The 26,158-nt window shown below is 72.2% G+C and carries 27 protein-coding genes; 12 read left to right on the top strand and 15 right to left on the bottom strand.

From position 1 onward, the window contains the following. Window position 1: 1 nt before the first annotated feature. On the bottom strand, window positions 2-1,015 hold the full coding sequence (locus BKA14_RS09905; protein WP_239092370.1) for a phosphotransferase: 1,014 nt from the start codon (window positions 1,013-1,015) through the stop codon (window positions 2-4). Between the two features lie 53 nt (window positions 1,016-1,068). Between BKA14_RS09905 and BKA14_RS09910 the strand changes: the two genes are divergently transcribed. From BKA14_RS09910 to BKA14_RS09945, 8 genes are all read left to right on the top strand, one after another. Then, on the top strand, window positions 1,069-2,118 hold the full coding sequence (locus BKA14_RS09910) for a DUF4037 domain-containing protein (RefSeq protein ID WP_184950613.1): 1,050 nt from the start codon (window positions 1,069-1,071) through the stop codon (window positions 2,116-2,118). A gap of 489 nt (window positions 2,119-2,607) precedes the next feature. Further along, window positions 2,608-3,204, top strand: coding sequence for an ArsR/SmtB family transcription factor (locus BKA14_RS09915; protein ID WP_184950614.1), 597 nt, complete (start codon window positions 2,608-2,610; stop codon window positions 3,202-3,204). A gap of 2 nt (window positions 3,205-3,206) precedes the next feature. Then, window positions 3,207-3,917, top strand: coding sequence for an SRPBCC family protein (locus BKA14_RS09920; RefSeq protein ID WP_184950615.1), 711 nt, complete (start codon window positions 3,207-3,209; stop codon window positions 3,915-3,917). An 11-nt stretch (window positions 3,918-3,928) separates the two neighbouring features. After that, the gene (locus BKA14_RS09925) at window positions 3,929-4,723 is read left to right on the top strand and encodes an alpha/beta fold hydrolase (RefSeq protein ID WP_184950616.1); all 795 of its coding nucleotides are present in this window, start codon (window positions 3,929-3,931) and stop codon (window positions 4,721-4,723) included. A 63-nt stretch (window positions 4,724-4,786) separates the two neighbouring features. Next, the gene (locus BKA14_RS09930; protein WP_184950617.1) at window positions 4,787-5,491 is read left to right on the top strand and encodes a LysE family translocator; all 705 of its coding nucleotides are present in this window, start codon (window positions 4,787-4,789) and stop codon (window positions 5,489-5,491) included. Between the two features lie 915 nt (window positions 5,492-6,406). After that, window positions 6,407-7,375, top strand: a complete 969-nt coding sequence (locus tag BKA14_RS09935) for a coiled-coil domain-containing protein (RefSeq protein ID WP_438861879.1) — start codon at window positions 6,407-6,409, stop codon at window positions 7,373-7,375. A 99-nt stretch (window positions 7,376-7,474) separates the two neighbouring features. Then, complete coding sequence (locus BKA14_RS09940; RefSeq protein ID WP_184950619.1) at window positions 7,475-8,329, top strand: hypothetical protein; 855 nt, start codon at window positions 7,475-7,477, stop codon at window positions 8,327-8,329. A gap of 329 nt (window positions 8,330-8,658) precedes the next feature. Next, complete coding sequence (locus BKA14_RS09945) at window positions 8,659-8,997, top strand: RNA polymerase-binding protein RbpA (RefSeq protein WP_020517072.1); 339 nt, start codon at window positions 8,659-8,661, stop codon at window positions 8,995-8,997. A 186-nt stretch (window positions 8,998-9,183) separates the two neighbouring features. Here BKA14_RS09945 and BKA14_RS09950 read toward each other — a convergent pair whose 3' ends face one another. The 9 genes from BKA14_RS09950 to kdd form a co-directional block, all read right to left on the bottom strand. Further along, window positions 9,184-9,720: an FxsA family protein gene (locus tag BKA14_RS09950; RefSeq protein WP_184950620.1), complete on the bottom strand. Its 537-nt coding sequence runs from the start codon at window positions 9,718-9,720 to the stop codon at window positions 9,184-9,186. Between the two features lie 53 nt (window positions 9,721-9,773). Then, window positions 9,774-10,562, bottom strand: a complete 789-nt coding sequence (locus BKA14_RS09955) for a polyprenol monophosphomannose synthase (protein ID WP_184950621.1) — start codon at window positions 10,560-10,562, stop codon at window positions 9,774-9,776. Further along, window positions 10,559-12,205, bottom strand: a complete 1,647-nt coding sequence (gene lnt, locus BKA14_RS09960; protein WP_184950622.1) for an apolipoprotein N-acyltransferase — start codon at window positions 12,203-12,205, stop codon at window positions 10,559-10,561. Before lnt ends, BKA14_RS09955 begins: the two co-directional genes overlap by 4 nt. A 486-nt stretch (window positions 12,206-12,691) precedes the next feature. Then, window positions 12,692-13,942: a glutamate mutase L gene (locus BKA14_RS09965; RefSeq protein ID WP_184950623.1), complete on the bottom strand. Its 1,251-nt coding sequence runs from the start codon at window positions 13,940-13,942 to the stop codon at window positions 12,692-12,694. Then, window positions 13,939-14,304, bottom strand: a complete 366-nt coding sequence (gene kal, locus BKA14_RS09970) for a 3-aminobutyryl-CoA ammonia lyase (RefSeq protein WP_184950624.1) — start codon at window positions 14,302-14,304, stop codon at window positions 13,939-13,941. The genes BKA14_RS09965 and kal overlap by 4 nt, the downstream gene beginning before the upstream one ends. Further along, window positions 14,301-15,032: a lysine 5,6-aminomutase subunit beta gene (kamE, locus tag BKA14_RS09975; protein WP_184950625.1), complete on the bottom strand. Its 732-nt coding sequence runs from the start codon at window positions 15,030-15,032 to the stop codon at window positions 14,301-14,303. Before kamE ends, kal begins: the two co-directional genes overlap by 4 nt. Beyond that, window positions 15,029-16,582: a lysine 5,6-aminomutase subunit alpha gene (gene kamD / locus BKA14_RS09980; protein WP_184950626.1), complete on the bottom strand. Its 1,554-nt coding sequence runs from the start codon at window positions 16,580-16,582 to the stop codon at window positions 15,029-15,031. Before kamD ends, kamE begins: the two co-directional genes overlap by 4 nt. 13 nt (window positions 16,583-16,595) lie before the next feature. Beyond that, a complete protein-coding gene (locus BKA14_RS09985) occupies window positions 16,596-18,116 on the bottom strand; it encodes an amidohydrolase (protein ID WP_184950627.1) in 1,521 nt (506 codons plus the stop codon). A gap of 5 nt (window positions 18,117-18,121) precedes the next feature. Continuing rightward, complete coding sequence (gene kdd, locus BKA14_RS09990; protein ID WP_184950628.1) at window positions 18,122-19,138, bottom strand: L-erythro-3,5-diaminohexanoate dehydrogenase; 1,017 nt, start codon at window positions 19,136-19,138, stop codon at window positions 18,122-18,124. Between the two features lie 133 nt (window positions 19,139-19,271). On the opposite strand from kdd, the gene BKA14_RS09995 reads away from it, so the two are divergent. Next, on the top strand, window positions 19,272-20,633 hold the full coding sequence (locus tag BKA14_RS09995; RefSeq protein WP_184950629.1) for a KamA family radical SAM protein: 1,362 nt from the start codon (window positions 19,272-19,274) through the stop codon (window positions 20,631-20,633). Window positions 20,634-20,750: 117 nt separating this feature from the next. Here the strand turns inward: BKA14_RS09995 and BKA14_RS10000 are convergent, their stop codons facing one another. Continuing rightward, complete coding sequence (locus BKA14_RS10000; RefSeq protein WP_184950630.1) at window positions 20,751-20,942, bottom strand: CsbD family protein; 192 nt, start codon at window positions 20,940-20,942, stop codon at window positions 20,751-20,753. Window positions 20,943-21,098: 156 nt separating this feature from the next. Between BKA14_RS10000 and BKA14_RS10005 the strand changes: the two genes are divergently transcribed. Continuing rightward, entirely contained in the window at window positions 21,099-22,073 is a 975-nt protein-coding gene (locus BKA14_RS10005; protein ID WP_184950631.1) for a GNAT family N-acetyltransferase, read from the top strand. Between the two features lie 10 nt (window positions 22,074-22,083). Then, a complete protein-coding gene (locus tag BKA14_RS10010) occupies window positions 22,084-22,806 on the top strand; it encodes a class I SAM-dependent methyltransferase (protein WP_239092369.1) in 723 nt (240 codons plus the stop codon). Here the strand turns inward: BKA14_RS10010 and BKA14_RS10015 are convergent. Genes BKA14_RS10015 through BKA14_RS10025 form a run of 3 tightly spaced genes read right to left on the bottom strand, consistent with a single transcriptional unit; the run spans window position 22,775 to window position 24,669 of the window. Next, on the bottom strand, window positions 22,775-23,242 hold the full coding sequence (locus BKA14_RS10015) for an Lrp/AsnC family transcriptional regulator (RefSeq protein ID WP_184950633.1): 468 nt from the start codon (window positions 23,240-23,242) through the stop codon (window positions 22,775-22,777). The genes BKA14_RS10010 and BKA14_RS10015 overlap by 32 nt on opposite strands. 17 nt (window positions 23,243-23,259) lie before the next feature. Next, window positions 23,260-23,490, bottom strand: coding sequence for a putative signal transducing protein (locus tag BKA14_RS10020; RefSeq protein WP_184950634.1), 231 nt, complete (start codon window positions 23,488-23,490; stop codon window positions 23,260-23,262). Between the two features lie 30 nt (window positions 23,491-23,520). Then, window positions 23,521-24,669, bottom strand: coding sequence for an acyl-CoA dehydrogenase family protein (locus BKA14_RS10025; protein ID WP_184950635.1), 1,149 nt, complete (start codon window positions 24,667-24,669; stop codon window positions 23,521-23,523). A 60-nt stretch (window positions 24,670-24,729) separates the two neighbouring features. Here BKA14_RS10025 and BKA14_RS10030 point away from each other — a divergent pair, with 60 nt between their 5' ends. Further along, window positions 24,730-25,641 (top strand): 5'-3' exonuclease, encoded by a 912-nt coding sequence (locus BKA14_RS10030; RefSeq protein ID WP_239092368.1) that lies wholly within the window; start codon window positions 24,730-24,732, stop codon window positions 25,639-25,641. Here the strand turns inward: BKA14_RS10030 and BKA14_RS10035 are convergent. Next, the gene (locus BKA14_RS10035) at window positions 25,638-26,117 is read right to left on the bottom strand and encodes a GNAT family N-acetyltransferase (protein WP_184950636.1); all 480 of its coding nucleotides are present in this window, start codon (window positions 26,115-26,117) and stop codon (window positions 25,638-25,640) included. The two genes, BKA14_RS10030 and BKA14_RS10035, sit on opposite strands and share 4 nt — an antisense overlap. Between the last annotated feature and the right edge of the window lie 41 nt (window positions 26,118-26,158).

Below are 26,158 nucleotides of genomic sequence, written 5' to 3' on the forward strand. Positions count from 1 at the left end.
TTCACAGGACGGTGTCGGCCCAGCGGGCCACGACACGCAACACCGGGGCCCGGCCGGCCAGCATGTCCTCCAGACCGCGCTGGTCGTAGCCGGCCCTCCGGCTCGACCCCTGCGCCGCCGCCGTCACCATCCGCGGGGCCAGCCAGAAGTACTTGGCCGCGCCGCAGGTCATGACGGCCCGGCGGACGGTGTCGTCGTCGACCGCACCGTCCAGGCCACGGCGATACTGCTCAGCCACCTCCGCGAGCACGTCGTCCAGCAGCCCGATCGGGATCAGCCCGTCGAAGAACGTGTCCAGCGCCAGGTTGGCCGGATCCTCACCGACAGCCCCCGGCCCGCAGTACGCCCAGTCGAGCAGCACCGGTCCGTTCGCCGCGAACACCAGGTTCATCGGCCAGACGTCGTGGTGGCACAGCGTACGGGGAAGGGTGTCGGCAGCCGCGAGAATCTCCGCCCGCCGCTCCCACAACCGGCGCAAGCTGTCGCGCAGCGCCGGCTCCCACACCGCCGCCACCACCGGATGCTCCCAGTCCAGGTCGGTGTGGAACGCGTTGGCCATCGTGTAGTCCCGCAGCCAGTCACGGGCCAGCCACGGCTCGGCCGGCGGCCGCCCCAGCCACTGCGCCTGCGCGCCACCCAGCCGGAACGCCACCTCACCGAGGTCGGCCACACCCGCCGTCGTGCCGGCCGCACCGGCCACGTCCTCCAGCCACATCGCCACCGACCCGTCGGCCCGCTCGACCTGCTCGTACGACACGGGCCCGGGCAGGCCGGGCAGACCCGTGGCGACAAGCCCCGACGCATACGCCTCGGGCTCGCGCCGCCAATAGTTGAAGTGACCCGGATCGGCACTGGCCGCCAGATGCGCGGCGGCGCCCTCCCGCCTCGGCGTCGCCACCTTCAGGATCGCCGAGCCGCCGTCACGATGGACCCGCCAGACACCTCCCGTCACCTCGTTCGCCGTGCTGTGGACAAGTTCTTCAGCTGTCCACTCGGGACGGAGCAGGTTTTCCACAGCCCGACGATATCGGCCGGGAACTGTCGGTGCGGACCGCTACCTTCTCGCGCATGACCGCATTCCGGCCCGGCCTCGAACTGTCCCGCCTCTTCTACACCGAGGCCGTCCGCCCCCTGCTCGGCGACCTCCCGCACGCGGCCGCGCGCCTCGGCCCCGGCTCCGACGTGCTCGGCCTCGACACGCCCCGATCCACCGACCACGACTGGGGTCCACGCCTCGAGCTCTTCGCCGACACCGACATCGGCCCGCTGCACACCATGCTCAGCGAACGGCTGCCCAAACGGTTCCGCGGCTGGCCGACCCACTTCGAGCCGCCCGGCGCCCGGGTGCGCTCGATGGCCGACACCGACGGGCCGGTCGACCACTACATCACCATCAGCCCGTTCCCCGGCTGGTGCCGCCGCATGCTCGGCTTCGACCCGGCCGGCGGCCTCACGACGACGGACTGGCTGTGCACCCCATGGCAACGCCTGGCCGAGCTCACCGGCGGCGCCGTCTTCCACGACCCCGATCAAACCCTTTCCCGCGTACGCGAAAGCCTGCGCTGGTATCCCGCCGACGTCTGGCGTTACGTGCTGGCCAGTCAGTGGCAGCGCATAGCCGAGGAGGAGTCGTTCCCGCCGCGCGCCGCCGAAGCCGGCGACGAACACGGCGCCCAGGTGCTCACGGCCCGCCTCGTCCGTGAGACCGCCCGCCTGCAGCTGCTGCTGACCCGCCACTGGCCGCTCTACCCGAAGTGGCTGCTCGCCGCCCTGCCCGCCGGCCCGGCCACCTGGCACCTGACCAGCGCCCTGCGCGCCGGCACCGCTCACGACCGATCCGACGCACTGTGCACGACGCTCGAGATCCTGGCCGAGACCCAGAACGAGCTCGGCCTGGCCGCCGAACTACCCCCGAACCGCCGCGAGTTCTTCGACCGCGGCTACCCGGTGATCGGCGCCGCCCGCTTCGCCGAAGCCCTCCGCACCGCCATCACCGACCCCGGCCTGCGCGCCCGCCCCCTCACCGGCTCCATCGACCAGCTCACCGACAGCGTCCCCCTCCTGGGCAACCCTGCGATGTGCCGCGCAGTGACAGCCGCCGCCGGCCAGTCCCCCTGAGCTCCGTCTCGTTGACCAAGGCCGTCGGGTACGGCGCGGAGCCAGTCGAGCATCCGACGAGGTCGAGGTGGCTGGGAAATGGACGCCGAGCTTGTCGTAGCGGGTGGCCAGGCCGCGCCAGTGCTTGCGCCGGGTCGAAGCCACGTCCGACCCCGCTACGCCGCTTGTAAACGGTCAGGTGAACGCGGGTGCCCGGCCGCCGTGACGGCCTTGGGCAGTCGGTGAGCGATCTGATCGCGGGGCTGCGGGATCGCGGTGGTGATGTGTTCGTCCCGCGACGGCTCCCGGGAACCCAGACCCACGCCTCCACCCCCACGCCCCACGCCCCACGCCCCACGCCCCACGCCCCACGCCCCACGCCCCACGCCCCACGCCCCACGCCCCACGCCCCACGCCCCACGCCCCACGCCCCACGCCCCACGCCCCACGCCCCACGCCGACCATGATCCCGCTCTGGACAACTTTTCTTTTCGGTGGGAGGGTGTGCCCATGGAGGAAGTCGCCGTCATCGAAGACCCCGCCGCGGCCGAGATCTTACTCGACCCGATCCGCAGCCGCCTGCTCGCCGAGCTGGCCCGCCCCGGCTCGGCCACCATGCTCGCCGGCAAGGTCGGCCTGCCCCGGCAGAAGGTCAACTACCACCTGCGCGCCCTCGAGCAGCACGGCCTGGTCGAGCTGGTCGAGGAACGCCGCAAGGGCAACGTCACCGAGCGGATGATGCAGGCCACCGCCGCGTCGTACGTCATCTCACCCAACGCCATGGCCGCGGTGGCCCCCGACCCCGACCGCGCCCCCGACCGGCTCTCCGCCCGCTGGCTGCTCGCCCTGGCCGCCCGCCTCGTGCGCGAGGTCGGATCCCTGATCACCGGCGGCGCCCGCGCCCAGCAGCGGGTCGCCACGTTCGCCCTCGACGGCGAGATCCGCTTCGCCTCCCCCGCCGACCGCGCCGCCTTCGCCGAGGACCTCACCGCCGCGGTCAGCGACCTGGTCGCCCGCTACCACAGCGAAACGGGCCGCAAACACCGCCTGGTCGTAGCGGTCCACCCCGCCCTCGACTCCGCCGCTTCCCCCACCGAAGGGCACTGAGCATGGGCAAGGACTACGAAGTGGGCATCGAGGCCACCGTCCCGGCCGGCCCCGACCAGGTCTGGGACGCCATCACCACCGGCGCCGGCGTCTCCTCCTGGTACATCGGCCGCACCGACGTCACCGGCTCCACCGTGCGCACGGCCTTCGGCGGGACCCCGTTCCCCGAGTCCACGGTCACCGCCGACGACCACCCCGGCCACTTCGCCCACCGCACCGAGACCGCCTCCGACGGCCGCTTCCAAGCCTTCGAGTTCCTGATCGAGGGCCGCGACCGCTCAGCCACCGTGCTGCGCGCCACCACCAGCGGTTTCCTGCCCGGCGACGACTGGGCCGACGAGTTCGAGGCGATGGGCCACGGCCTCGCGCTGTTCCACGCCACGCTGATCGCCTGCCTGACCCACTTCACCGGCCGCACCGGCGCCCCGGTCACCGCCTTCGGCCCGCCGATCACCGACTGGCCCGCCGCGTGGGACACCCTGCACGACGCACTCGGCCTCGGCTCCTCCCCGGCACCGGGCGACACCACCCGCGACGGCGGCGTGGTCTTCCACGTCAACCCCCACACCCTCGGATTGCGTACGCCCGAAGGTCTGTTCCGCTACATCCGAGGCTTCCACGGCACCATGGTCGCCGCCCACGTCATCTTCCCGCCCGCCGACGCCGACCCCGGCCGCTGGGAAACCTTCCTGCACTCACTGCACGCCCGCTGAGGAGCCCTTCGATGCCCACCGTGACCTCCGCCGACGGCACCACCATCGCCTACGAGACCACCGGCCGCGGCCCGGCCCTCGTCCTGGTCGACGGCAGCCTGTGCCACCGCGGGTTCGGCCCCGCCCGCGACCTCGCCGGCCACCTGTCCGACACGTTCACCGTCCACCTGTACGACCGGCGTCACCGCGGCGAGAGCGGCAACACCCCGCCGTGGTCGGCCGACCGCGAGATCGACGACCTGGCCGCCCTGCTCGAGGCCGCCGGCGGCGAAGCCCTCCTGTTCGGCGCCTCCTCGGGCGCGGTGCTGGCGGCCGACGCCGCCAACCGCCTGCCCGGCTTCACCCGCCTCGCCCTCTACGAGCCGCCGTTCATCGTCGACCACACCCGCGACCCGCGCCCGGCCACGTTCACCAGCGACATCGAAGCCATGCTGGCCCGCGGCGACGAGTCCGCCGCCCTCAAGACCTTCTTCCGCGACGTCGGCGTGCCCGCCCCCGTCGTAGCGATCATGAAGCTCACGCCCCACTGGGGAAAACTCAAGGGCCTGACCCACACCCTCCCGTACGACCTGCACATCCTCGGCAACACCAGCCGCGGCGTGCCCCTCGACGCCACGAGATGGTCCTCGGTCACCGCGCCCGCCCTGGTCATGGACGGCGGCAAAAGCCCGCAATACATGCGCAACGCCGCCCGCGCCCTCAGCGAGGCCCTGCCCAAGGGCGAATACCGCACGATCCCCGGCCAGACCCACATCATCAAGGCCGCCGCCCTGGCCCCCGCGATCAAGTCCTACCTGGCCGGCTGACCGAGTCCCACGCCGCGGGAAACCGCCGCACCCCCCGGTCAGGCCCAAACCTAAGCTACGCCCATGACGACACCAGCCACGCTGTGGTCCTTTATCCTGGTCGTGGGTCTGCTCACCCTGACCCCCGGCCTGGACACCGCCCTGATCCTGCGCACCGCCACGATCCAGTCAGCCCGCAGCGCCTGGGGCGTGGTCCTCGGCATCCAGACCGGCACCCTGATCTGGGGCATCCTCGCCTCAGCCGGCATCACCGCCCTGCTCACCGCCTCCCACATCGCCTACGAGGCGGTCCGCTGGACAGGCGTCGCTTATCTGCTCTGGATCGGCGCCCGCATGGTCCGGTCCACGTGGCGCCACCCCACCGAACCCCCGGCCACCCTCGCCCCGACCACCGGCGGCCCGGCCGCCCCCGTCGCGATCGACGGTCCGGCCGCGACGGCCGAAGGTCCGGCTACCGGCGCCCGCACCGGCTTCCTGCCGGCGTGGCGGCGCGGACTGCTGACCAATTTGCTCAACCCCAAGATGGGCGCCTTCTACGTGGCCTTGCTCCCCCAGTTCATCCCCGCCGGCGCAACTCCCCTCCTGTACGGAACCCTCTTCGCCGCCATCCACGTCGTGCTCGGCCTCGCCTGGTCCGCCGTGCTGGTCAGCACGGCCCGCCGCATGCGCGCCCTGCTGCGCCGCCCCCGAGCCCGCCGCCTGCTCGACCGCATCACCGGCCTGGTCATCGTCGGCTTCGGAGTACGCCTGGCCACAGAATCCCGCTGAACCCGCACGCAGCCACCCTCGCCGATCCCAGGGCTTCGAGGGCGAGGCCGCATCCGATCTCCGGTCTTCGGGGGCGACGCCGCATCCGGTTCCCGGCCCTCAACAGCGACGCCACATCCGCTTTTCCAATGTGGGGCCGTTGATTCCTTTTGTTTTGACCTTTCCTCGTCCCGGGAGCTGCCGCACCGCCGCTAAGGCATCCTAGGATTCTAGGTTGGTTGGATAGCGGCGCAGGCCGGCGGAGGGAACCAGCAGCATGGGCCTGCCGACCACGCCCTGCGATGGGCAGGCGGGAGCCACCGAGCAGCAAACGGGGCAACAGTCCGATCGACACGACGGGCGTGGTTCGGCGGAGAGCGGCGCTCAGCCTGAGCTCTCATGGAACGCAGCGAATTACGCTGCGATGGCCGGGGCACAGGGGGACTCGGGCGCTGGGGAAGGGAATCCCAGGACGCACTGACGCGCTCCGCAACGGCCGGAACAGGGCGGCCCGCGCGGGGTGGCGCTGGGGAAGGGGACCCCAGGACGCACTGACGCGCTCCGCAACGGCCGGAACAGGCGGGCCGCGCGGGGTGGCGCTGGAGAAGCGACGGCATACGGTGCGGGCTGCAGGTGGCGGGTATGCGGCGATGTCCCGAAACGGCTCGGACGGAGGGGTCGCCTCAGCCGGCGCGGCGGGGCTGGCGCCGAACGGCTCGGCGGAAGCGGCGGCATGGAAGGGATCGTGTCGTGGCGGGGAAAACCGTGGGTGCGCGCCTAGGGTTCGTTGCGATGAGCGAGAACGACGTCACCACCGAGACCAGGCCCTGTGCGCACTGTGGACGACCGGTTCCGCAGCGGAACTCTGCGGGGCGGCCCTTTCGGTACTGCCGGGACAACGACGGGGAATGTCAGCGCGCCTCGCGGAATGTGCGGATGCGGCATCGGTCGTCGCCGGGGCTGGCGGGGCAGGTGGCCCGTACGTGGGAGGTGGTGGACCGGCTCGATCAGCTGGTCGGGTCGCTGACCGAGGCCTTGCACTCCGAGTTGTCGCCGACCGGGGTGGAGCGGCAGGTGGCCGAGATCCGGGCGGAGACGTCGGGGCGGATCGCGGCGGCGCACACCGAACGTGATGATGCCCGTCGTGACGCGGAGCGGTCGGCGGCGGAGGCGGCTACGGCCCAGCAGCTGGCTGACGCGGCCGACGCGGAGCGGGAGGAGGCCCTGCACCGGGCCGAGGAGGCCGAGCGGGCCGCCCAGCAGGCCGCCGCGCGGGCGGAGGAGGCGCAGGCCGTACGGGATGAGGCGCAGCGCGCGGCGACCGCTGCGGCGGCCCTCAAGGAGCGGGCCGAGGCCGACCGGGACACCGCCCGCGACGAGCTCGCGACGGCGCGGGCGGAAATCCTCGACGTACGGCGGGATCGGGAATCGACGGAACGTGAGCTGGCGTCGGCGCTGCGGGACGCGGAGGCGGTGGCGGCCCGCAACGAGGAGCTGCGCAGCGAACGGGACGCGGCCCGCGAACAAGCCCAGCAGAGCCGCGACGAGGCCCGCAGGAGCCTGGAGGAGGCCCGCAGCAAGCAGGCTGAGCTGGCCGAACAGCGTGACGCGGCCCGGACCGAGGCGGACCGGGCCACCCGCGACCTGGCGGCGGCGGTGTCCGAACGCGACGGCCTGCTGCGTACGCGGGAAGAGCTGGAACGCGCCCACCGTGACCGGGCCGACCTGGAACGCCGGCTGGCCGCCGCGCAGGCGGAGGCCGAGGCCGCCCAGACCCGCGCCGCGCAACTGTCGTCGCAGGTCAGTGACCTCGCCTCGGCCCTGGCCAGCCTGGGCACGACCCGGCCGGCGCCCGCCCCGAGAAGCGAGCAGGCGCCGGAGCCGAGGACCACGGATTCACCCTGACGGGCGACCGTCCACATCACCCTTCGGTGGGATTCCCCGGCGTCCGCGCGCCGGTACATTGCTCGGCAGCAGCCCGGCCGCGGATCCGAGGAGGAACGGGTGCGTCTCACCTTGCTGGCAGCGCTGGTCGCCGGGCTGGCCGCCGGCTGCACGCCGGCCCGGCCGCCCGCGCCCGCGGTCACCGCTCCCCCGCCGCTCGCGGCCGCCGCGGCCACCTTCCCGCTCGACGGTTACCTGTTGCAGCCGGCCGCGGCCAACGATCTGGACGTCGTGCTCGACCGCCTCACCGTCGCCTGCATGCGTCGCGCCGGCCAGCCGTGGCAGGGTGACGGCCGCAACGAGTTCGACCTGCTGGGCGACCGCGCCAACCGGTTCGGCCTGGCCGACGAGGGCCTGGCCGCGAGCTTCGGCTACCACGGGGACGCCGCCCCGCCGCCCCCGCCGAGCCCGCAGGTGCGGCGCCATCTGAACGGATGCGCCAGCGAGGCGGCGAAAACGCTGGGCTGGGTGCCGGCCGAGTTCGCCTGGCTCCGGCAGCTCTACGACCGCACTCTCGAACAGGCGTTCGCCGATCCTCGCGCGAGCGAGGTGACGGCCCGCTGGAGCTCGTGCATGACCAGGACCGGTTTCCCGTACGCCCGTCCGGCCGACGCCGCGACCGACGCCCGCTGGAGCGGCTCAACACGGCCGTCAGCGGACGAACGGCGCGTCGCGCGGGCCGACGTGGGGTGCAAGGACCAGGTCGCGTTCACGCGGACGTTGAGCGTCGTGCTCGCCGCCGGGCAGGCCGACGCCGTACGGGGGAACCAGGCCCGGCTCGACGGTTTCCGCGCCATGGCCGCCCGCGCCGTGGCCAAGGCCGACAAGCTGCGCGGTGATCACCGTGCGCCCGCGCCGGGCGGGCCGGAACCCGTCCCGCCCGGGGGCTGGCGCACCGAGCACACCGGCGCATGACACTCGAGGGCGCGTGATTGTCCTCAACTTCGGCGTCCGGTGGACGAACAACACTCGGCACGGAGCCGAACAGGCCGGCGAAATGGGTGCTTACTCGACCGAGTGACCGAGATCGCATCAGCTGGAGAACTCGCATAACCCCGTAAAGTGGACCAAGGTCCACTTCGACGGGGGTGCGCGGTGCCGGGTAAGGGCTGCGGGCGGTTACGCTCGTAGCGTTAACAACGCCGTCACAACGGCTGGACAGAGTCTCGGCGACCGTAGGAATCCCACGGCCGCCCCTTTCGTTACACCAACGAGAGCAGCACCACGAGCGAGGGGAAGCCACCATGGGCGAACGCATGCTGCGCGGCAGCCGTCTTGGCGCAGTCAGCTACGAGTCCGACCGCAACACCGAGCTGGCGCCCCGGCAGACCCGAGAGTACCTGTGCGTGAAGGGTCACCAGTTCGAGGTGCCGTTCGCCGTCGACGCCGAGGTGCCCACCACCTGGGAGTGCAAGTTCGACGGCAGCGTCGCCCGACTGGTCGACGGCAGCGAGCCGGAGCAGAAGAAGGCCAAGCCGCCGCGTACGCACTGGGACATGCTCCTCGAGCGGCGATCGATCTCGGAGCTGGAGGACATCCTCAACGAGCGGCTCCAAGAGGTCCGGACCCGCCGGGGCCGCTGACCCGGTCCGGCCACCACAACGAGAAAGGCCGCCCCCAGCGACGGGGGCGGCCTTTTCGCATGTCCACGGAGCACGCACTCCCGAGCGGGCGGAGCGGCGGCGCAGGGCGGGGCCGGCGACGCGGCGGCGGGCGGCGTGGGGTGAGCCGGCGGCGTGGGGCGGGCGCAGTGCCGAGCGGCGGGTGGGTCAGCGGATGACTTCGCCCTCGACGACCTCGCCCTCGATGGCGGCGGCCGGGGTGCGCTGGGCCGGCCGCGAGACGGACGGCTCCTCGTCGATCACGACGACCGGTTCGCCCGTGTCGACGCGCACGTGGCGGGCGCCGAACAGGTCGCCGGCCACAGCTCCGCCCACGCGGCGCTCGGTGTAACGCTCGACCTGCCGGCGGGCCAGCTGGCGGCCCGGGGGCAGCACCAGCAGCAGCCCGGCGACGGCGGTCACGAAGCCCGGCACGGCCAGCAGCAGCGCGCCCAGCAGGCCGACCAGGGAGTGGGAGACCTGCTTGCCGGGCGGCCGGCCTTCGGCGGCGGCGGCCTGAAAGCGGCGCCACCCCTTGATGCCCTCGCGGCGCAGCAGCACCATGCCGGCGATGCTGGCCGTGCCGCCGAGCAGGATCGCCCAGCCGAACCCGATGGCGTGGGCCACCGAGATGAAGGCGACGATCTCGGCGAACGCCAGCAGCGGTAGTGCCAGGGGTAGCAGGGCGAGCCCTCGACGACGCATGTGGTCCCTCCGTGTCAGGTTGACCTTCCCCAGCATGACACGGCTTGACGGGATCACGGCCAGGTGGAACCCTCCGCGGCCCGCTTGCCGAAGCGCTTGCGGACCGCCTCACGCCGGGCCTGCACACCCCACAAGGTGACTCTGAGCAGCTGTTCCTTGAAGATGTTGCCGCTCATCTTGCTGACGCCGTGTTCGCGCTCGGTGAACGTGATCGGCACCTCGGCGATCCGGAAGCCCGCCTGGTAGGCCCGCCAGGCCAGCTCGACCTGGAACGAATAGCCGGTCGAGGCCACCGTCTCGAAGTTGATCTCGTCGAGGACGGGCATCCGGTAGGCCCGGTAGCCGCCGGTGGCGTCCCTGAACGGCATCCGCAGGGCCATCCGGATGTAGATGTTGCCGCCGCGGGAGAGCAGCAGCCGGTGCACCGGCCAGTTGTGCACGCTGCCGCCGGGGATGTAGCGGGTGCCCAGCACCGCGTCGGTGTCGCCCAGCGCGTCGAGCAGCTTGGGCAGTTCCTCGGGGGCGTGCGAGCCGTCGGCGTCCATCTCGACGACGGCGTCGTAGCCCTTGTTCTTGGCCCAGGCGAAACCGGCCTTGTAGGCCGCCCCGAGCCCCTCCTTGCCCGCACGGTGCAGGACGAAGATGTGGTCGTCGGCCTCGGACAGCTCGTCGGCGATCCGGCCGGTGCCGTCGGGCGAGTTGTCGTCGGCCACGAGGATGTCGACCTCGGGCACCGCGCGGCGGACCCGCTCGGTGATCAGGCGGATGTTGTCCGCCTCGTTGTAGGTCGGGATCACCACCAGGACCCGTCCCACCCCCGGGTAGCCTTCCGCCTCGCTCACCGTGCCTCCGTCGTCCCGTCGTCGCCGGCCTGCGGGCCGACCTGCTGTGTGGTGCGCCGGCGGCGACGCAGCGGTAGCGCACCGGCCATGGCGGCGACCGCCGATGCGACCATCGCCACCTCGGGCCAATGGCCCAAACGAGTCGCCAGCGTAGTCGTACCGCCGAGGCGCATGTCACGCACCATCACCGCGGCGACGTTGAAGCCGCTCGCGTCGTGCACCCGGCCGTCCGTGCCGGCGAATCCGGAGACCCCGACGGTGGACGCCATCAGGGCTTCCCGGCCGTGCTCGACCGCCCGCAACCGCACCATGGCCAGCTGCTGACGGGCTTCGGCCTCGTTGAAGGTCGCGTTGTTGGTCTGCACCGCGAACACCTGTGCCCCTGACTTCACAGTGTCGCGGACGATGTCGTCGTACGCCACCTCGAAGCAGATCACGTCGCCGACGGCGAGCCGGTCGGTGCGCAGGATGCCGGGGTGGTCGCCGGCCAGCATGTTGCGCACCAGGTCGACCTTGTCGGTGACGAGCCGGGCGACCGGGCGCAGCGGCATGTACTCGGCGAACGGCACCGGGTGCTGCTTGACGTATTTCTGGGCGACGTCGGGGCCGGTGACGGGGTTCCACAGGATGCCGGCGTTCTCGATGTCGCCCGGTTTGTCGGTGCGCAGCACGGTGCCGACCAGGATCGGCGCCTTGATCAGGTCGGCCGCGCGGGAGATGACCGAGGCCGCGTCGGTGTTGCGCAGCGGGTCGATGTCGCTGGAGTTCTCGGGCCAGACGACGAGGTCGGGCTGTTTCTGCCGGCCCGCGGCGACCTCGGCGGCCAGCCGCTCGGTGCCGGCGACGTGGTTGTCGAGCACGGCCCGGCGCTGGGCGTTGAAGTCGAGCCCGAGGCGCGGCACGTTGCCCTGGACGATCGCGACCGTGGCCGTCTCGCCGCCCGGCTGCGCGATCGGCGCCAGCAGCGGACCGGCGATCAGCGCGGCCGCCACGAGCGCGAAGCCCAGCACCGGGCCGAGCGGGCGCCGGACGCGGGGCACGGGCCGCCACGCGCGCCAGGCCAGCGCGACCAGGGCGCCACCGGCGGCGGCCACCGCGAACGTGACGAGCGGGGCGCCCCCGTACGCGGCCAGGCGCAGCGCGGGCGCGTCGTCCTGGCTGAACGCGAGCCGCCCCCACGGGAACCCGCCGAACGGGGCCCGGTCGCGGCCGGCCTCCATCGCGACCCAGAGCAGCCCGGCCACGAGCGGCCACGTCCAGCGCCACCGGTCGATCAGCGGCGACGTCCAGGCGAAGGCCAGCCCCATCAGCCCCATGAACGTCGCTTGGGCGAACGACAGCAGCATCCAGGGCAGCCACCCGGCGGCGAAGCTGGTCCACACCAGCAGCGGCACGAACAGCACCAGCCCGGCCAGGGCGCCGAGCCAGAACCCGGCCCGCAGGCGGCGGCGGTGCACGGCCGCGGCGAACAGCGCCACCCCGGCCGGGGCGAGCCACCACAGCCCGTACGGCGGGAGGGCGACGAGCAGCGCCAGCCCGGCCAGCACGGCCAGCGGCAGGGCCACCTTCAGCGGCAGCGGCCGGTGGTCCGGACACGCCGCCGTGACCTGCGGCGAGACGGGAGGCTGCAACGTCGTTTCCACTCGCGGAAGGCTACCTGCCGGGCCCCGCTCACCAACGGACAGTCTTGGCGCGGGCCCGCATCGAAAGCAGAACGATTCCGGGAGCAGGAGAGGCGCGGCCCTCGCGGACCGCGCCTCTCGTTTGCTTCCACGTCTCCCGGGCACGGCCGGTGGACCGTACGGATGTCGCGAGCGCCTTCGGACCGGAGTGCTCCGCGCCGGCTGCGCGGGTCACGCCGTTGTCTACTGGCGTCGTTCGATCCTCGGGCTCACCGCGGGCGCGACCGGTCCGCGCCGCCCCGCCGACCCCCACCCCCTGGACCTGGCTGAACGCGCGACCCCTGCGAGGACTGCGGGCCAGTGGGCGGGAGAACGGAGCGAACAGAGTCGCTCGCCGTGCTCAGGATGGGACGACGGTACGTCCGTCCCCCGCGGTCCTGTCAACTGCCACCCCCTCGTCCGGGCGTGTCGCGTTCGTCGGCGTGTCATGCCGGGTACCCGTTCGGGCTACAGGCTGTTCACCAGGGCCGTGGCGGCGTCACGATGATCAATGGACAACATGCCCGCGGCGGCCAGGACGTACCGCGAGTCGATCACCGTACGGGCCCGCGCGGGCCCGGCCCAGCCGCCGGCATGATCCGACAGCACCGCGTCCAGCACATACGCGCCGCCGCCGTGCCGCAGCACCCCGCCCGAGCCCACCACGAGCCGCACGTCGCGCAGGTCGCGGCCGCCCGTGCGGGGCTGACCAGGAGCGGACGCGTGACCGCGGGCGTGCCGACGCAGCGCCACCGTGGCCGCCGCCGCGGCTAACGCAACGTCACCCGGCGGCTGTCCGATTTCCGGAAGTGCCAATTTCTCGGCGGCCGCGGCGGCGCGCGTGCCGTCGGCGCCGACAGCGACGCCGAGATCACCCTCCACGGTCCGCGACCGCCACAGGGTGCCCGCGACGTCGCGCCGCGGCCCGGACTCCGCCTCCGCGTCGGGCACCAGCGCCGAGTAGACGTCGGTGGTGGCGCCGCCCACGTCCACGACGAGCACGCCGGCGCCCGTCCGATCGGCCAGGAGCTCGACCGCGGCCAGCACGGCGTCCGGGGTGGCCGCGCGCACCAGCGAGGCGAACCGGGGGCCTTTCGACAGCCTCTTGCCGCCGATCACGTGCCGCAGGAACACCTCCCGGATCGCGGTCCGTGCCGGTCCGGGGTCGAGCACGCCGATGCGGGGCAGCACGTTGCCCGTGACGGTCACCGGCACGCGGCGTTCGGTCAGCCGGGCCGCCGCCTCCTCCCGCACGTCGGCGTTGCCCGCCACCACGACCGGCACCCGCAGCCGGGAGGTGGCGAGCCGGTGCGCGTTGTGCAGCAGCACCTCGCCGTCGCCGCCGTCGGTGCCGCCGACGAGCAGGATCACGTCCGGACGCGACTCGCGCAGCGCGGTGACGCCACGGCCGTCCAGCGGCCCGGTGGCCACGTGCACGACCCGGGCTCCCGCGGACAGCCCGACCCGGTGCCCGGCCTCCGCGGTGACCAGCGACTCGTACCCGACGACGGCCAGCCGCAGCCCGCCACCGGCCGACGAGCACACGTACAGCTCGTCGCCCCCGCCGACCTGCGCCACCGCCTGATCCAGACCGGTCAGCACGTCGCTGCCCGCCGTGGTCGGCACCTCGGCCCGGCGCACCAGTTCCCCGGCGCCCAGGTCGATCAGAGCCGCTTTCGTGTACGTGGACCCGACGTCCACGCACACCGCGGTCGTCACGGCCGGGCGGGGACGACGACCGTGCCCGTGGCGGTCACCGCGACGATCGGCTCGTCGAGAACGGACGCCGCCGACGAGCCCGTCCCCCGGCACACCACCCGCGACTGGAACTCGATCCGGCGGGAGCGGGTGCCCATGTGCACGACCGTGGCCACCACCTCGAGCACGTCGCCGGCCTGCACGGGCGCCTTGAACTGCACGTCGTCGTACGACGCGAACAGCCCTTCGTCGCCGTCGAGCTGGATGCACACCTCGGTGGCCACGTCGCCGAACAGCGCGAGCGAATAGGCCCCGTCGACCAGGTTGCCCGCATAGTGCGCGTGCGAATAGGGGACGTACCTGCGATGGGTCACGGTGATCATGAGCGGCTCCGGGCCAGTGCGTGGACAAGATAAGAGGCGACTTCGCGCGGGGTCGTCCCGCGCGTGAAGATCCGGTCGACGCCCAGGTCGGCCGCCATCAGCTCGTCGAAGCGGGGCCCGCCGACGATCAGAAGCGGACGCTTCCCGGCCGGCAGGGCCTCGCGGAACGCGGCCGACATGGCCCGGGTGTTCTGCAGGTGCGCGTCGCGCTGGGTGACGACCTGCGAGACCAGCACGGCGTCGGCCTTGCGTTCGCGGGCGGTCTCGACCAGGTCCGGCACGGAGACCTGGGCACCCATGTTGGTCACGGACAGCTCGCTGTAGTACTCCAGGCCCTTCTCCCCGGCGATGCCCTTGAGGTTGAGGATGGCGTCGATGCCGACGGTGTGCGCGTCGGTGCCGATGCAGGCGCCCACCACGTTGAGCCGCCGCCGCAGGGTGCGTTTGATGACGGCGTTGACCTCCTTGGCGCTCAGCAGCGGGAAGTCGCGCTCGACGACCTGCACCTTCTCGGTGTCGACGAGGTGGTTGACCCGGCCGTAGACGACGAAGAACGTGAGGTCGCCCATCGGCTTGGCGTGCACGAGCAGGGCCGGGTCCATGCCCATCTTGTTGGCCAGCTGGATCGCGGCGCCCTCGGCGCGTTTGTCGTGCGGCAGGGGCAGGGTGAAGGACAGCTGCACCATGCCGTCGCCGGTGGTGTCCCCGTACGGGCGAACGATGCTCATGCCTCGAGGGCCTCCGTCACCGGGTTGTAGTAGTCCTCGTCGTGTTTCGCCACGCCGTCGAGGCCCTTGCCCCGGTCGGCGGGCCGCTTCATGATCCCGAACGTGCCGTCGGCGATCGCGTCGAGCAGCGACTCGCCGACGATCCTCTCGAGCAGGTCGACCGCCTCGCCCAGCACCTCGTGGGCCCGGCTCTGGATGAAGCCGCCCCGAGCCGGGACGAAGTCCTCGTGCAGCTTCCCGGCGCCGGTCAGCACGTACCGGACGTTCTGCAGGGCGATGTCGCGGTCGCTGAGCCACGGCGTGACGACGGCCTCGGTCATCATGCCGACCAGCAGGATGCCCTGGCCGGTGAGCGCCCCGGCCAGGTTGAAGAACCCGTCGAGCAGGTTGCCGCGGAACACGTCGCCGGTCATGTGCTTGGTCGGCGGCATCCACTTGAGCGGCGCGTCCGGGAACAGCTCGCGGGCCAGCAGCGCGTGCGCCAGCTCGAGCCGGAACGACTCCGGCAGGTCGGGGTTGATCTCGAAGGCGTGGCCCAGGCCGAGCTGCCAGTCCTGCAGGCCGGCCTCGTGCGCGAAGTACTCGTTGAGCAGCTGCGACACCGTCACCGTGTGGGCCGCCTCGACCGCGTCCGCGGTGGTCAGGTAGTTGTCCTCGCCGGTGTTGATGATGATGCCCGCGCGGGCGTGGACCTGGCGGGAGAAGCGCTGGTCGACGAACGTACGGATGGGGTTGATGTCGCGGAACAGGATGCCGTACATGCTGTCGTTGAGCATCATGTCGAGCCGTTCCAGGCCGGCCAGCGCGGCGATCTCGGGCATGCACAACCCGGACGCATAGTTGGTCAGCCGCACGTACCGTCCCAGCTCCTTGGACGTCTCGTCCAGCGCGGCCCGCATCAGCCGGAAGTTCTCCTGCGTCGCGTACGTGCCCGCGAAGCCCTCGCGGGTGGCGCCCTCGGGCACGTAGTCGAGCAGCGACTGCCCGGTCGAACGGATCACCGCGATCACGTCGGCGCCGGCCCGCGCGGCCGCCTGCGCCTGCGGAATGTCCTCGTAGATGTCGCCGGTGGCCACGATCAGGTAGATCCACGGGCGCTGCCGGGGGTCGCCGTGCCGTTTGATCAGCCGCTCGCGTTCGGCCCGCCGCCGATCCACGATCTTGAGCCCGGCCCCGGTGTGTTTCTTGGCGGAGCGGCGAGCCGCGGCGGCTTCGGCGCCACCGGGCAGGTCGAACCGGACGGCGCCCGCGGCGGCCTTCTGCGCGAGCACGGTGATGTCGTCGACCCCGGTGCTCCGCATCGCGTGGAACACCGGGACCGCCACGCCGTGGCCCAGGCCGACGTCGGCCCGCACGGCGTCGACCAGCCGGTTCACCCAGGGGATGCCGTCGGGGTCGGCCCCGCGCACCCCGGCCAGCCGCAGCACCGCCCGCTCCACCGACACCGTGGTGTGCGAGCGGGCCAGGTCGACCACCGGCCGCCCCGCCTTGGCCGCGAGCCGGCGCGCCGTGCGCACCACCCGCGGGTCCAGATCAAGCTTCCCCGCCACTTGCGCTCCTCGCCTACGCCTCGTAGATCGTTTCGCCCTGCAGAACCGTGCGCCGGCAGACCGGGCGGTCCGGGACCACGCCGTCGACGCCGGGCAGCAGAGCCGGCAGCCCTTCCCGTACGCCACCGGGGGTGTCCCAGACCGCGAACGTGCCCGCCTGCCCCGGCGCGAGCACGCCCGCATCGTCGACCAGCGCCGCTTTCCACCCGCCGCGGGTCGAGGCCGCGAACGCCGCCCGCACGCTCATCCGGTACACCGGGTTGCGCGGGGCCGCGGCCGCCACCACCACCGCCCACGGGTCGAGCGCCGTCACCGGCGAGTCCGACCCGAACGCCAGCTGCACCCCGGTCGCGTGCATCGCGCCGATCGGGTTCGACGCCATCGCCCGCTCGACGCCGAGGCGTTGCGCGTACATCCGGTCCGGGCCGCCCCACAGCGCGTCGAACACCGGCTGCACCGAGCCCAGCACCCCGAACTCGACCATCCGCGCGATCATCGCCTTGTCGATCAGCTCGACGTGCTCCACGCGGTGCCGCCCGGCCCGGACGGCGTCGACCCCGACCGACTTGGCGGCCAGCGCGAACCCTTCGAGCACGGTCTCGATGGCGGCGTCACCGATCGCGTGGAACCCGCCCTGCACACCGACGGTGACGCAGTCGAGCAGGTGCTCGGCGGCCTGCTCCGCGCTCACGAACGCCTCGCCGCACCCCCGATGGCCGTCGCGGAAGGGCTCCCGGACGCTGGCCGTGCGGGAGCCGAGCGCGCCGTCCGCGTACAGGTCGCCGGCCGCGCCGACCGCGCCCAGCTCCTTGGCCTTGAGGGCGCCGCCGAGCTCACCCCAGTAGCCGAACACCTGCGGCAGCCCCTGCCCGCTCAGCGCGAGGACCGACGTGAGGTCGGCCTCGCTGGAGGTGCCCGGGCCGCCGCACTCGTGCACGGCCGCGATCCCCAGCGACGCCATCCGGGTCAGCGCGGTCCGCTGCGCCGCGGTCCGCTGCGCCGGGGTCAGGTCGTTGAGCGCCAGAGCCCGTACGGCGTGATGGTCGGCCTCTTTGACGAGGCTCTCACCGGTGGGCAGCCCGGCCGCCGCGAGCAGCGCCGGCGACGCCAGGGCGGAGTGCACCGAGGCCTGCGACAGGTAGACCCGGCGGCCCCCGGCGGCCCGGTCCAGCTCGGCGGCGCTCGGCACGCTCTGGTCGGCCCAGGTCGACTCGTCCCAGCCGTGACCGTGCACGAGGCCGTCGGCGGCCCGGGTGCCGGCGAAGGCCGCGACGGCGTCCAGCAAGTCCGCCTTCGAGCGGGCGGATCCCAGATCGAGGCCGTCGAGGGCGAGGCCGGTGTCGGTGGTGTGCACGTGGGCGTCGACGAAAGCGGGGGTGACCAGACCGTTGCCGAGGTCGACGGTCCGGTCGGCGGCGGGGGTGTCCGCGGAGTCGCCGAGCCAGGCGATCCGTCCGTCGCGCACCAGCATGGCGGTGGCCCGCGGGTCGGCGGCGGAGTAGAAGCGGCCGTGGGTGTAGAGCACCTCAGTCATAGGCGTCAGTGTCCCGCGATTCGCGCCTCGAAGAGCGACCGGACCGCCGGGACGCGTCGCAGAAGATCGACAGCGAACGCGGCGTGCCCGGGCACGAAACCGTTGCCGATCAGCATCGTGACGTCGGCGGCCAGGCCCTCCGCGCCCAGGGCGGCGGCCGGGAAACTGGTCGCCATCGAGAAGAAGATCACTGTGCCGCCGGGGGCCGTGGCCAGGATCGCGCCGTGCTCACACCCGGGCACGTCCACGCAGACGACCGTGATCGTGGCCGGCTCGCCGACCGCGGCCGCGACCTCCACCGGGTTGCGGGCGTCGGCGATCGCCACCTCGTCGGCCACCCCGGCGCCGCGAAGGCTCGCCGCCTCCTGCTCGTTCCGGACGATGCCGATGGTGCGGGCGCCGGCCATGCGTGCGGCGGCCAGGGCGAGAGAGCCGCTCTTGCCGGCGCCGCCGAGAACGGCCACGCGCGCGTCCGGATAGCTGCGGACAACGCGGTCGGTGAGCGCGGGTGCGCCGCAGACGTCGTACACCGCCAGCGACAACTCGGGCGCGAGATCATCGGGGAGGACGCCGACGATCGAGCGGCCGAACAGGATCGCGGTGCCCTCGGCCGGGACCTGCTCGGACAAGCCGTCCCAGCCCGCGAGCCCGTCGGTGATCCGGAGCGGGGTCAGAGTCAGCGACACCAGCGTGGCCACCCGGTCGCCCTCCTTCACACCGAGCGGCGAGCGCGGGCCCACCTCGTCGACGACACCGATCAGCATGCCGCCCGAGCCGGTGACCGGGTTGTGCATCTTGCCGCGCGCCGCCACGATCTCGAGCACCTCGGCGCGGATGGCGGCACCGTCCCCGCCGTGCTTCTCGGCCAGCTGCCGGTAGCTCGCGGCGTCCAGGTTGAGGCGCTCCACCCGTACGCGGATCTCGTCGTCGGAGATCTCCGGGCTCGCGTCCAGCCGCCAGGCCGCCTGAGGCAGCACCCCGACGGGCTCCAGCACCCGGTCAAGTCCGGCAGAAGACGCCATTAACCCCACCCCTAACAAGAAATCAAGGACCCCAGCGCGTATCCAAACCGTAAATCCTTCGGCCCACTGTTTACCAGACCGGAAATCCTCCAGTAGCGTGGATCCGGTCCGAACGATCGATCAGGGAGGCTTCGTGACCCAGCCCGCCGGACAGCCGTACGAGTACCGCCGCCGCACCCTGGTCGAACCGGACTGGACCCGCTTCCCCGGGTGGCGCGACGTGACCGAGGCGCAGTGGCAGTCCGCCCAGTGGCAGCGGGTCAACTGCGTCAAGAACGTCAAGCAGCTGCGCGCCGCCATGGGCGACCTGCTCGACGAGAGCTTCTACACCGACCTCGAGACCGACCAGCAGCGCCTGGCCACGATGTCGATGCTGCTCCCGCCGCAGATGCTCAACACGATGGTGCCCGACCGGACCCCCGATACGGAGTCGTTCTACGCCGACCCGATCCGGCGCTACATGCTGCCGGTGGCCACCGACCGCCACCTCGACTGGCCGTCGCACCCGCACGCCACCCGCGACTCCCTCCACGAGCACGACATGTGGGTCGCCGAGGGCCTCACCCACCGCTACCCCACCAAGGTCCTGGCCGAGCTGCTCTCGACCTGCCCCCAGTACTGCGGGCACTGCACCCGGATGGACCTGGTCGGCAACAGCACCCCCACGGTCGACAAGCTGAAACTGTCGCTCAAGCCGGTCGACCGCTACGACGCGCACCTGACCTACCTGAAGGCCCACCCCGGCGTACGGGATGTGGTGGTCAGCGGGGGCGACGTGGCCAACGTGCCGTGGAAGCAGCTCGAGGCGTACCTGATGGGCCTGCTCTCGGTGCCCACGGTGCGCGACATCCGGCTGGCCACCAAGGCGCTCATGGGCCTGCCCCAGCACTGGCTGCAGCCCGACGTCGTGGAGGGTCTGCACCGGGTGGCCATCACGGCCCAGCGGCGCGGGGTCAACCTGGCCGTGCACACCCACGTCAACCATGTGAACTCACTGACCCCGCTGGTCGCCAAGGCCGCGCAGACGCTGCTCGAAGTGGGCGTGCGCGACGTGCGCAACCAGGGCGTGCTCATGCGCGGCGTCAACGCGACCACGGCCGACCTGCTCGACCTGTGCTTCGGGCTGCAGGGTGAGGCCGGCATCCTGCCGTACTACTTCTACATGTGCGACATGATCCCCAACGCCGAGCACTGGCGGGTCCCGGTGTGGCACGCCCAGCAGCTGCAGCACGACATGATGGGCTACCTGCCCGGGTACGCGACCCCGCGGATCGTCTGCGACGTGCCGTTCGTCGGCAAGCGCTGGGTGCACATGGTCGCCGAGTACGACCGCGAGCACGGCATCTCGTACTGGACCAAGAACTACCGCACGTCGATCGAGCAGAACGACGACGAGGCGTTGTCCAAGCTGCACGCCTACTACGACCCGATCGACACCCTCCCCCAGACCGGCCAGGACTGGTGGCGCAAGCAGGAAGCCGCCGCCACGGCGTGACACGGCGAAGTGGCCGGCCCCATGTGCGGAGGCCGGCCACTTCGTCTTTTCTTTGGATTCCTCGCGCCGGCCGATGGCCGTGTCCTGCTCGCGCTCGGAAGCTCGGTGCGGCGCCGGTCAGCTGAAGGCGTCGCGCACGTCCTTGCCGGCGTCCTTGACGTGCTCGCCGGCCTGCTTGGCGTGCGCGGCGGTCTCCTGCGCCTGCCCCTCGGCGACCAGACGCTCGTTGTCGGTGGCCCGTCCCACGGCCTGCTTGGCCTTGCCGGTCAGTTCCTCGGCCTCGTTCTTGACCTTGTCGGTGAAGCTCATCGCTGAAAACCTCCGTGGTAAGTGGCTCGCCGTTCAGATGCCCACTGACCCGGTGCGCGAAACACCCTCTGTAGCGTCCTAGGATCCTGGTTCGATTGGTCCCCTGGTGCCGAAAAGGGAGCGACAGCCGCCCGCCGGGGAACTACCGTCCGCCGGATGCGTGAAGATCTCATCTGGCGCCCGCTCACCCGCGGCGACGCCAGGACGTCGGCCGACCTGCTCAACGCCATGGAGGCCGCCGACCAGGTGGGTGAGTTCTACGACGAGCGGGACACCCTCCAGGAGCTCGTCGACCCGTACACGGATCTGGAGCGCGGCAGCCTGGCCGCCTTCGACGGCGACGTGATGGCCGGCTTCATGAAGACTCGATACCAGGCGACCCCCGACGGGGTCCACCGGATCACCATGGACGGCGGCGTGGCCCCCGCCTACCGGCGCCAGGGCCTCGGCACCCGGCTGCTCAAGGCCGGGGTGGCCGCGGCCGGGGAACTGCACGCGCTGCACCACCCGGCGCTCCATCTCGCCGTGGACATCCACAAGCCCGAGAGCATGGCCGGCCTGGCCGAACTCGTCCGCGCCCACGGCTTCACACAGGTCAGCTACTACCAGCATCTCGAACACGCGCTCGGCGACGCGATCCCGGCCGCCCCGGTCCCCACCGGGCTGCGCCTCGAGCCGTGGTCGGCCGCCAACGACGAGGACTTCCGCCTGATCCGCAACGAGGCGTTCAAAACGGACCGGCTCCGGGCCCCCATGACCGCGGAGTCCTGGACCAGCAAGATCACCAATCAGAGTTTCCGGCCCACGGTCAGCTTCCTGCTGCGCGACGAAGCCACCGGAGCCCCCGCGGGCATGCTGGTGACGATGTCGTGGGACGCGGACACGGCGGCCACCGGCATCCGCGACGCGCGCTTCCTGTTCGTCGCGACCCAGGAGGCGTACCGCAGGCGAGGCGTCGCGGCCGCCCTCATCGGGCACGCCCTGCGGACCGCGGCCGGCCAGGGATACGACAGGGCCCTGGTGGAGGCGGACTCGCAGAACCCCTTCGGCGCGATCAACGTCTACGAGAAGGCCGGGTTCACGCCGCGACTGCGCTTCGTGAGCTGGGCACTCGAAGTCCCGCATCGATAAGATCGTGAATGTGAACGACCGCGCCGCACACGCCAACTCGTTCGGTCCCGCCGCCGAGATCTACGAGCGGGGGCGGCCGTCCTATCCGCCCGCGGCCCTCGACTGGCTGCTGCCGGCGGGCACGCCGCGTGTGCTCGACCTCGGGGCGGGCACCGGGAAGCTGACCCGGCAGATCCGCGACCGCGGCCTCGAGGTCACCGCCGTCGAGCCCGCGGAGGGCATGCTCGAGCAGCTCAAGCGGTCGGTGCCCGGCGTGCCGGCTCATCTGGGCCGCGCCGAGCAAATCCCGCTGCCGGACTCCTCGGCCGACGCGGTGCTGTTGGCGCAGGCCTGGCACTGGGTCGACCCCGCGCAGGCGGCGCCGGAGATCGCGCGGGTGCTGACCCCGGGCGGGCGGCTCGGGCTGCTGTGGAATCTGCGCGACGAGCGGGCCGACTGGGTGCGGCGGCTGGGCGAGATCATCGGCAGCCAGGAGTCCGAACGCGACACCGTCGTGGGGCCGCCGTTCGGGCCGGTGGAGATCGCGCACTTCGAGTGGACCGAGACGCTGGGCCCGGAGCGGCTGATCGACATGGTCGCGTCGCGCAGCTACGTCATCCTGCTGGAGCCGGACGAGCGGGCGGCCCTGCTGATGGAGGTGCGCCGGCTGATCGCGACCCACCCCGACCTGGTCGGGCGCACCGAGTTCCGGCTGCCCTACATCACGGAGTGCGCTCGGACAGCTCTGCTGTGATGCGCGGGGGGCGATTCTCGTACGGGGTGGAGAGCACCACCGTCGTGCGGGTGGTGACGTTGGCCGCGGTGCGGATCTCCTGCAGCAGGCGCTCGAGGTCGGCCGGGCTGCCGACGCGGACGAGGAGCATGTAGAAGTCCTCCCCGGCGACGGAGTAGCACGAGTCGATCTCGGACAGGTGGGCCAGCCGGTCGGGCGCGTCGTCGGGCTGCGACGGGTCGAACGGGCGGATCGCCACGAAGGCCGTCAACGGCAGTTCCAAGGCCTCGTACGACACCTTGGCCGTGTAACCCGCGATCACGCCGCGCTGCTCGAGCCGCCGCACCCGCTGGTGCACGGCCGAGACGCTCAGGCCGACCCGCTCGGCCAGATCCGTGTACGACAGGCGGCCGTCAGCGGTGAGGGCGCCCACGATCGCCCGGTCGATCTCTTCCACGGGCGACACCCTACCTGTTACAAGGCGTTCTTCTCGGCCTCGGCCAGCACGGCCCGGGCCTGCGCCTCGTCGGTGGCGTTGACCAGCACCGGCACGCCGTCGGTGACGGCCAGGGCGGGGTCGAGCCCGCCCGCGTCGTCGGCCAGCGCGATCGCTTTCAGCCCGTTGCTCTGCAGCAGCCCGACGATCAGGTCGGCCTCGATCTGGGAGCCGGCGACGGCCACGGTGACGGTCTCGATGTCGTTCATGCCCGACAGCTTTGCCGAAGATCGGCCCGCTCAAACCCCCCTGACGAGGGACCGGCTGATCACCAGACGCTGGATCTGGTTGGTGCCCTCGACGATCTGCAGCACCTTGGCCTCGCGGAACCAGCGCTCGACGGGATGGTCGCTGACGTAACCCGCGCCGCCCAGCACCTGGACGGCGTCGGTGGTCACGCGCATCGCGGTGTCGGTGGCGAACAGCTTGGCCTGGGCCGCCTCGGTCGAGAACGGGCGGCCGGCGTCCTTGAGGCGGGCCGCGGACAGCAGCAGGGCGCGGGCGGCGGAGATCTGGGTCGCCATGTCGGCCAGCAGGAAGCCCACGCCCTGGAAGTCGGCGACGGCCCGGCCGAACTGCTCGCGCTCGCGGGCGTAACCGACCGCGTAGTCCAGGGCGGCCTGGGCCAGCCCGACGGCGCAGGCGGCGATGCCGAGCCGGCCCGCGTCGAGCGCCTCCATGGCGATGGTGAAGCCGATGCCCTCGGCGCCCACCAGCCGGTCGGCGTCGAGCTTGCAGTCATCGAAGACGATCTGGGCGGGGGCCGACGAGCGCAGGCCCATCACCTTCTCGGCCTTCTGCGGCCGGAGCCCGGGGGTGCCCGCGTCGGCGAGCAGGCACGAGATGCCACGGGCGCCCGGTCCCCCCGTACGGGCGAAGATGTTGTAGAAGTCGGCGTCGCGCCCGTGGGTGATCCACGCCTTGGTGCCGTTGACGACCCAGCGGCCGTCGCCGTCGCACCCGGCCTTCGTCTGCAACGACGCGGCGTCGCTGCCGCCCTGCGGTTCGGAGAGGCAGTACGCCCCCAGCAGTTCGCCACCGAGCATGTCGGGCAGCAGCTTGCGCAGCTTCTCGCTGCCGTGGGCGAAGACCGGATAGCAGGCCAGGGTGTGCACGCTGACCGCCTCGGCGATGGCCAGCCAGGTGCCCGCGAGGGTCTCGAGCACCTGCAGATAGACCTCGTACGGCTGGGCGGCCCCGCCGTCGGCCTCCGGATAGGGCAGGCCCAGCAGGCCGGACCGTCCGACCGTGCGCACCACCTCACGGGGGAACTCGCCGCGCGCCTCGAAACCGGCGGCCTTCGGGGCCAGCTCACGGGCGCACAGCTCACGGGTCAGGTCGAGCAGGTCATGGGCTTCGGCGGTGGGGAGCATCCGATCAACCGTCACGACGCTTAGCTTAACGGTCGTTTGGGTCGCGATGCGACAGGCTGCCGTTAAGGTGGCACGGTGACCGCACAGCCGCTGCTCGCCGTCGACGCTCCCAGCCTCTATTTCCGCGCCTTCCACGGCATCCCCGAGAAGGCGGCCCGGACCAGCGCGGGCGAGCCGGTCAACGCGATCCGCGGCTTCCTGGACATGATCGCTCAGCTGGTGCGCACCCGGAGGCCCGATCGGGTGGTCTGCGCGCTCGACGCCAGCTGGCGGCCGGCCTGGCGGGTCGAGCTGGTGCCGTCGTACAAGAAGCACCGGGTCGCGCACGGCGACGTCGAGGTGGTGCCGCCCGCCCTGGAGAAGCAGGTTCCCGTCTTGCTCGAGGTGCTCGCGGCGGTGGGCATCCCGGCGTTCGGAGTGGACGGCTACGAGGCCGACGACGTGCTGGGCACGCTGGCCGCCACGCAACCCGCGCCGGTCGAGGTGGTCTCGGGCGACCGCGACCTGTTCCAGCTGGTCGACGACGACCGCGGCACGAGGCTGCTCTACTGCGGGCGCGGCGTGGCCAAGCTCGAGGACGCCGACAACGCGCTGGTCGAAAGCAAGTACGGGGTGCCCGCGAAGTGGTACGCGGACTTCGCGGCCATGCGCGGCGACGCCAGCGACGGCCTGCCCGGCGTGCCCGGCGTGGGCGAGAAGACGGCGGCCCGGCTGGTCATGCGTTACGGCGGGGTCGAGCAGATCCTGGCCGCGCTGGACGATCCCGACGCCGGGTTCGCGCCGGGGGTGCGCACCAAACTCGACGCCTCACGCGACTATCTGGCGGCGGCGCTGCCGGTGTGCAAGGTGGCCCTGGACGTGAAGCTGCCCGATTTCGATCCGGCCGTTCCGCGCTCCCCCCGGGATCCGGACGCGCTGATCGCCCTGGCCGAGCGGTGGAACCTGGCCAACTCGGCCAAGCGCCTGGTGGACGCGCTCGCGGCCTAGAACGTCAGCACGTACGTCTGGCCCTTGACCTGGCCCGCGCCGAAACCGACGTGCGGCTCCTCCTCGACCAGCTCGAAACCGCGCGACACGTAGAGGCGGCCGGCCGTGGCTTGCTGATCGGTGGTCCACAATCTCGTTCGGCGATATCCACTTCTGCGCGCGAAGTCCAGGCAGGTGTCCACCAGCCGCGCGCCGAATCCGTGCCCGCGCGCCTCCGGGACCACCAGCAGCACCCGCAGCACGGCCGTGTCGTCGCCGCCGTCCACGCAGAAGACGGAGCCGGCACGGCGACCGTCCTGGCGTTCGGCGATCCAAGCGTTCTCCCGTACGGGGTCGTGCCCGCCCGCGTAGCCGGCGACGATCCGCGCCACGAGCGTCTCGAAAGAAGCGTCCCAGCCCCACTCCGACGCGTAGAGCTCACCGTGCGCCTGGATCACCCAGCCCAGATCGCCGGGCCGGCCCAGTTCCCTGATCATCACTGCCTCCCGCCGCCACTGAAACAGTCGTTTCAGCGGGG

Origin of the sequence: Paractinoplanes abujensis, from assembly GCF_014204895.1 — a bacterium.
GTDB classification, from domain to species: domain Bacteria; phylum Actinomycetota; class Actinomycetes; order Mycobacteriales; family Micromonosporaceae; genus Actinoplanes; species Actinoplanes abujensis.